General features: G+C 71.8%; 2 protein-coding genes. One reads left to right on the top strand and one right to left on the bottom strand.

The window, feature by feature from the left end:
- Nucleotides 1-78: 78 nt before the first annotated feature.
- Nucleotides 79-2,445: a Tex family protein gene (locus tag MPTA5024_RS03480; protein ID WP_036319786.1), complete on the bottom strand. Its 2,367-nt coding sequence runs from the start codon at nucleotides 2,443-2,445 to the stop codon at nucleotides 79-81.
- A 240-nt stretch (nucleotides 2,446-2,685) separates the two neighbouring features.
- On the opposite strand from MPTA5024_RS03480, the gene MPTA5024_RS03475 reads away from it, so the two are divergent.
- Nucleotides 2,686-4,599 carry a hypothetical protein gene (locus tag MPTA5024_RS03475; RefSeq protein WP_036319784.1) on the top strand — a complete coding sequence of 638 codons (1,914 nt, stop codon included), beginning with the start codon at nucleotides 2,686-2,688 and terminating at the stop codon, nucleotides 4,597-4,599.
- Nucleotides 4,600-4,936 lie beyond the last annotated feature (337 nt).

The raw sequence follows: 4,936 nt of genomic DNA, 5'->3' as shown, positions 1-4,936 counted from the left end.
CGCCTTGCGCTGCCCGCCGTGCCGTCTGTGTGCGGCGGCCGGAGGGCGGCGCGTGCTTCTACCGAACGGTCTGGGTGGTCAGCGGGAGTCGGGGCCGGTGAGGCCGGCCCGGCGCAGAGCCTCCGCCATGGCGCCACCGGCGGGGGCACCGGAGTTGCGGCCGTTGCCCCGGCCGTTGCCGCGCCCGGATCCGCCCTGCTCCCGGCGGGACTGGTCGCGCTGCCCGCCCGGGCGGCCCTGCCGTCCGCCGCCGCGGGCCTCGCCGTCCTGCCCGGACCGCTGCCCGTTGCGCGCGACCTCGTCCTCCAGGCGCAGGGTGAGCGAGATCCGCTTGCGCGGGATGTCGACGTCGAGCACCTTCACCCGGACGATGTCGCCGGGCTTGACCACCTCGCGCGGGTCCTTCACGAAGGAGTTGGACATGGCGGACACGTGGACCAGACCGTCCTGATGCACGCCGATGTCGACGAACGCCCCGAACGCCGCGACGTTCGTCACCACGCCCTCCAGCACCATGCCGGGTGTCAGGTCCGAGATCTTCTCGACGCCCTCCTTGAAGGTCGCCGTCTTGAAGGCGGGACGGGGGTCGCGGCCGGGCTTCTCGAGCTCCTTGAGGATGTCGGTGACGGTCGGCAGTCCGAAGCTGCCGTCGACGAACTCCTCCGGCCGGATCTTGCGCAGCACCACCGTGTTGCCGATCAGCGCGCGCAGCTCGCCACCCGTGGAGTGCAGGATCCGGCGCACCACCGGATACGCCTCGGGGTGCACGCTGGAGGCGTCGAGGGGGTCGTCGCCGCCCGGGATGCGCAGGAAGCCGGCGCACTGCTCGAACGCCTTGGGGCCGATCCGGGCCACATCCTTCAGCCCCTGCCGGGAGCGGAACGGGCCGTTGGCGTCCCGGTGGGACACGATGTTCTCCGCGAGTCCGGAGCTGATGCCGGACACGCGGGTCAGCAGCGGCACCGAAGCGGTGTTGACGTCGACGCCGACCCCGTTCACACAGTCCTCCACGACGGCGTCGAGCGAGCGTGACAGCTTCACCTCGGACACGTCGTGCTGGTACTGCCCCACGCCGATCGACTTCGGGTCGATCTTCACGAGCTCGGCCAGCGGGTCCTGCAGGCGCCGGGCGATCGACACCGCGCCGCGCAGCGACACGTCGAGCCCCGGCAGCTCCTGCGACGCGTACGCCGAGGCGGAGTAGACCGAGGCGCCGGCCTCGGACACCACGACCTTCGTCAGATGCGGCATCAGCTTGACCAGCTCTCCGGCCAGCTTGTCGGTCTCACGCGAGGCCGTGCCGTTGCCGATGGCGATGAGCTCGACGCCGTGCTGGGTGGCGAGCCGCCCGAGCACGGCGAGGGACTGGTCCCACTGCCGCTTCGGCTCGTGGGGATAGATCGTCTCGGTGGCCACCACCTTGCCCGTGGCGTCGACGACCGCCACCTTCACACCGGTCCGCAGCCCCGGGTCGAGGCCCATCGTGGGCCGGGTCCCCGCGGGCGCGGCGAGCAGCAGGTCGCGCAGGTTGGCGGCGAAGACGCGGACGGCCTCCTCCTCGGCCGCCTGGAACAGCCGGGTTCGCAGGTCGATGCCGAGGTGGACGAGGATGCGGGTACGCCAGGCCCACCGGACGGTGTCCGACAGCCACCGGTCGGCGGGACGGCCCTGGTCCGACACCCCGAACCGCCGGGCGATCCGCGCCTCGTAGTCGTTGGGCTCCTCGGCCGCCGGGTCGAGCGTGAGGCTGAGGATCTCCTCCTTCTCACCGCGGAACATCGCCAGGATGCGGTGCGACGGCAGCCTGGTGAACGGCTCGGAGAAGTCGAAGTAGTCGGAGAACTTGGCCCCGGCCTCCTGCTTGTCCTCCCGCACCTGCGACACCAGGCGACCGCGGCCCCACATCCGCTCACGCAGGTCGCCGATCAGGTCGGCGTCCTCCGCGAAGCGCTCGACCAGGATGGCCCGGGCGCCCTCCAGCGCGGCCGCCGCGTCGGCCACGCCCTCGCCGACGTACGCCTCGGCCGTGGCCTGCGGGTCGAGGGACGGGTCGCCGAGCAGGGCGTCGGCGAGCGGCTCCAGCCCGGCCTCGCGGGCGATCTGCGCCTTCGTGCGGCGCTTGGGCTTGAACGGGAGGTAGATGTCCTCCAGGCGCGCCTTCGAGTCGGCCGCCAGGATCCGCGCCTCGAGCGCCTCGTCGAGCTTGCCCTGCGATCGGATCGAGTCGAGGATGGCCGTCCGCCGCTCCTCCATCTCGCGCAGGTAGCGCAGCCGCTCCTCCAGCGTGCGAAGCTGCGCGTCGTCGAGCGCGCCCGTCGCCTCCTTGCGGTAGCGGGCGATGAACGGCACCGTGGCCCCGCCGTCGAGCAGGTCCACGGCCGCGGTCACCTGGCTCTCGCGCACACCGAGCTCTTCGGCGATCCGCTGCTGAATGGAGGTCGTCACGATCCTGTCCGCCTTCTTCCGGGAGGGCTCTCATTCTGCCGGATCAACCGGCCCCCTCGCCCCGGCCTGTGGATATCCCGCCTCCGGCGCCTGTGCCGCCGGGGTTTTCCACAGGAGGCGATCTTCCCGCCGGGAACCGCGGCGGCACCGCTATCGTCTGTCCAGCTGTGCGGCGGCGCCGGCGTGAGAGCCGCCCGCACGGGCAGCGGTCGTCACCACGAGACAAGGAGAGTGAGCGGGTTGACCACGTCCACCCAGGAGGAGACGGGGCCCGTGCGCGCCTGGCTGCTCGAGGGCCTCCAGCGCGACCGCCATTCCACCGGCCCCCACGCCGACGAGCCGGGCAAGCGGCACCCGTGGTGGCAGGTCATGTGCCTCACCGGCGTCGACTACTTCTCCACCCTCGGCTACCAGCCCGGCATCGCGGCGCTCGCCGCGGGCGCGCTGTCGCCGATCGCGACGTCGCTGCTGGTGGCTCTCACGCTGTTCGGCGCGCTGCCCACCTACCGCGCCGTCGCGGAGCGCAGCCCGTACGGAATGGGCTCGATCGCGATGCTGGAGCGGCTGCTTCCCCGCTGGTGGGGCAAGCTCTTCGTGCTCGTGCTGCTGGGCTTCGTCGCGACGGCGTTCGTCTTCACGATCACGCTGTCGGCCTCCGACGCCACGGCCCACATCCTGCAGAACCCGTTCGTCCCGGCGTTCCTCGACGGCCAGCGCGTCCCCATCACGCTGCTGCTCATCGCGGTGCTCGGTGGTATCTTCCTGCGCGGGTTCAGCGAGGCCATCGGGCTCGCCGTCGTGCTGGTCGGCACCTATCTCGCGCTCAACGTCGTGGTGGTGGCCGTGGCCCTGCGCGAGGTCGTCGTCCACCCCGAGCTGCTCCGCGACTGGCAGCACGCGCTCACGACCGAGCACTCCGGCCCGATCGCCATGGTGGCGATGTCGCTTCTCGTGTTGCCGAAGCTGGCGCTCGGCCTGTCGGGCTTCGAGACAGGCGTCGCGGTGATGCCGCAGGTCGACGGCGACCTGGAGCAGCGCATCCGGGGCACCCGCCGGCTGCTGACGACCGCCGCCCTGATCATGAGCGTGTTCCTGCTCACCAGCAGCGTCGCGACGAGCGTGCTCATCCCGGCGAAGGAGTTCCAGGAGGGCGGCAAGGCCAGCGGCCGCGCGCTCGCCTACCTGGCCCACCAGTACCTCGGCGACTGGTTCGGCACGGCCTACGACGTGAGCACCATCGCCATCCTCTGGTTCGCGGGGGCGTCGGCGCTGACCGGCCTGCTCAACATCGTCCCCCGCTACCTTCCCCGGTACGGCATGGCCCCCGACTGGGCCCGCGCGGTGCGCCCGCTGGTCCTGGTCTTCACCGTGATCTCCTTCGGCATCACGATCCTCTTCGGCGCCCAGGTCGAGCCCCAGGGCGGGGCGTACGCCACCGGCGTGCTCGCGCTGATCCTGTCCGCGGCGGCGGCCGTGACGATCACCGCGTTCGTCGAGGGCCGCACGGTCCGCGCGGTCCTGTTCGGCCTCATCGCGGCGGTGCTCGTCTACGCGGCGGTGGAGAACATCCGGGAGCGTCCCGACGGCCTGCAGATCGCGCTGTTCTTCGTCCTGGCCATCGTGGTCACCTCGCTCATCTCCCGGGCCACCCGCAGCACCGAGCTGCGCGCCACGGACGTGGAGCTCGACGAGACGGCCAAAGAGATCGTCACGGGCATCGACGGCGAGCTCCGGCTCATCGCGAACGAGCCGGACGCGCGCGACACCGCGGAGTACGCCGAGAAGGACCGCGAGACCCGGGAATACCATCACCTGCCCGACGACGAGCCGATGATCTTCCTGGAGGTCACGCTCGGGGACGCCTCCGAGTTCGAGTCCGAGCTGCGCGTCCGCGGGGAGACCCGCCACGGCTACAAGGTGCTGACCGTCACCAGTCCCGCCGTGGCCAACACCATCGCCGCGATCCTGTTCTCCCTGCGCGACATGACGGGCAAGCGGCCCCACGTGTACTTCCACTGGGCCGAGGGCAACCCCGTCGGCGCGCTCCTGCGCTACCTCGTCTTCGGCGGCGGCGACGTGCCCCCGCTGACACGGGAGGTGATCCGCAAGGCCGAGCCCGAGGTCGCCCGCCGCCCCCAGGTCCACGTGGGCTGACCACGCCATCGGCCCCCGCCGCCCCCGCCCCGGCTGCCCCTGCTCCTGTGCCGTTGCCTCGCGCATGTGGCCAGCACGGGAAACCGGGCCAGCACGGGAAACCGGGCCAGCACGGGCACGGGGGCAGCGCCGAGCGGCGCGAGGACGGGGTACGCGAGGACGGGGTATGGGAGGGGGCCGGCCGGGGAGGGCGCCGATCCGAAGACATCCGGCGGTCGCTCCCCGGCCGGTGTGGATCAGCCGGTCCTACGCGCTCATCCCAGGCCGTTCTTCATGGCCGTGATGAGCTCGCCGTTCGTGGTGTCGCCGCTGAGCTCCCAGAAGAACGAACCGCCAA

Source organism: Microbispora sp. ATCC PTA-5024, assembly GCF_000511135.2.
In the GTDB taxonomy this organism is placed as follows: Bacteria; Actinomycetota; Actinomycetes; order Streptosporangiales; family Streptosporangiaceae; genus Microbispora; species Microbispora corallina.
This window is presented reverse-complemented; position numbering and strand designations above follow the sequence as displayed.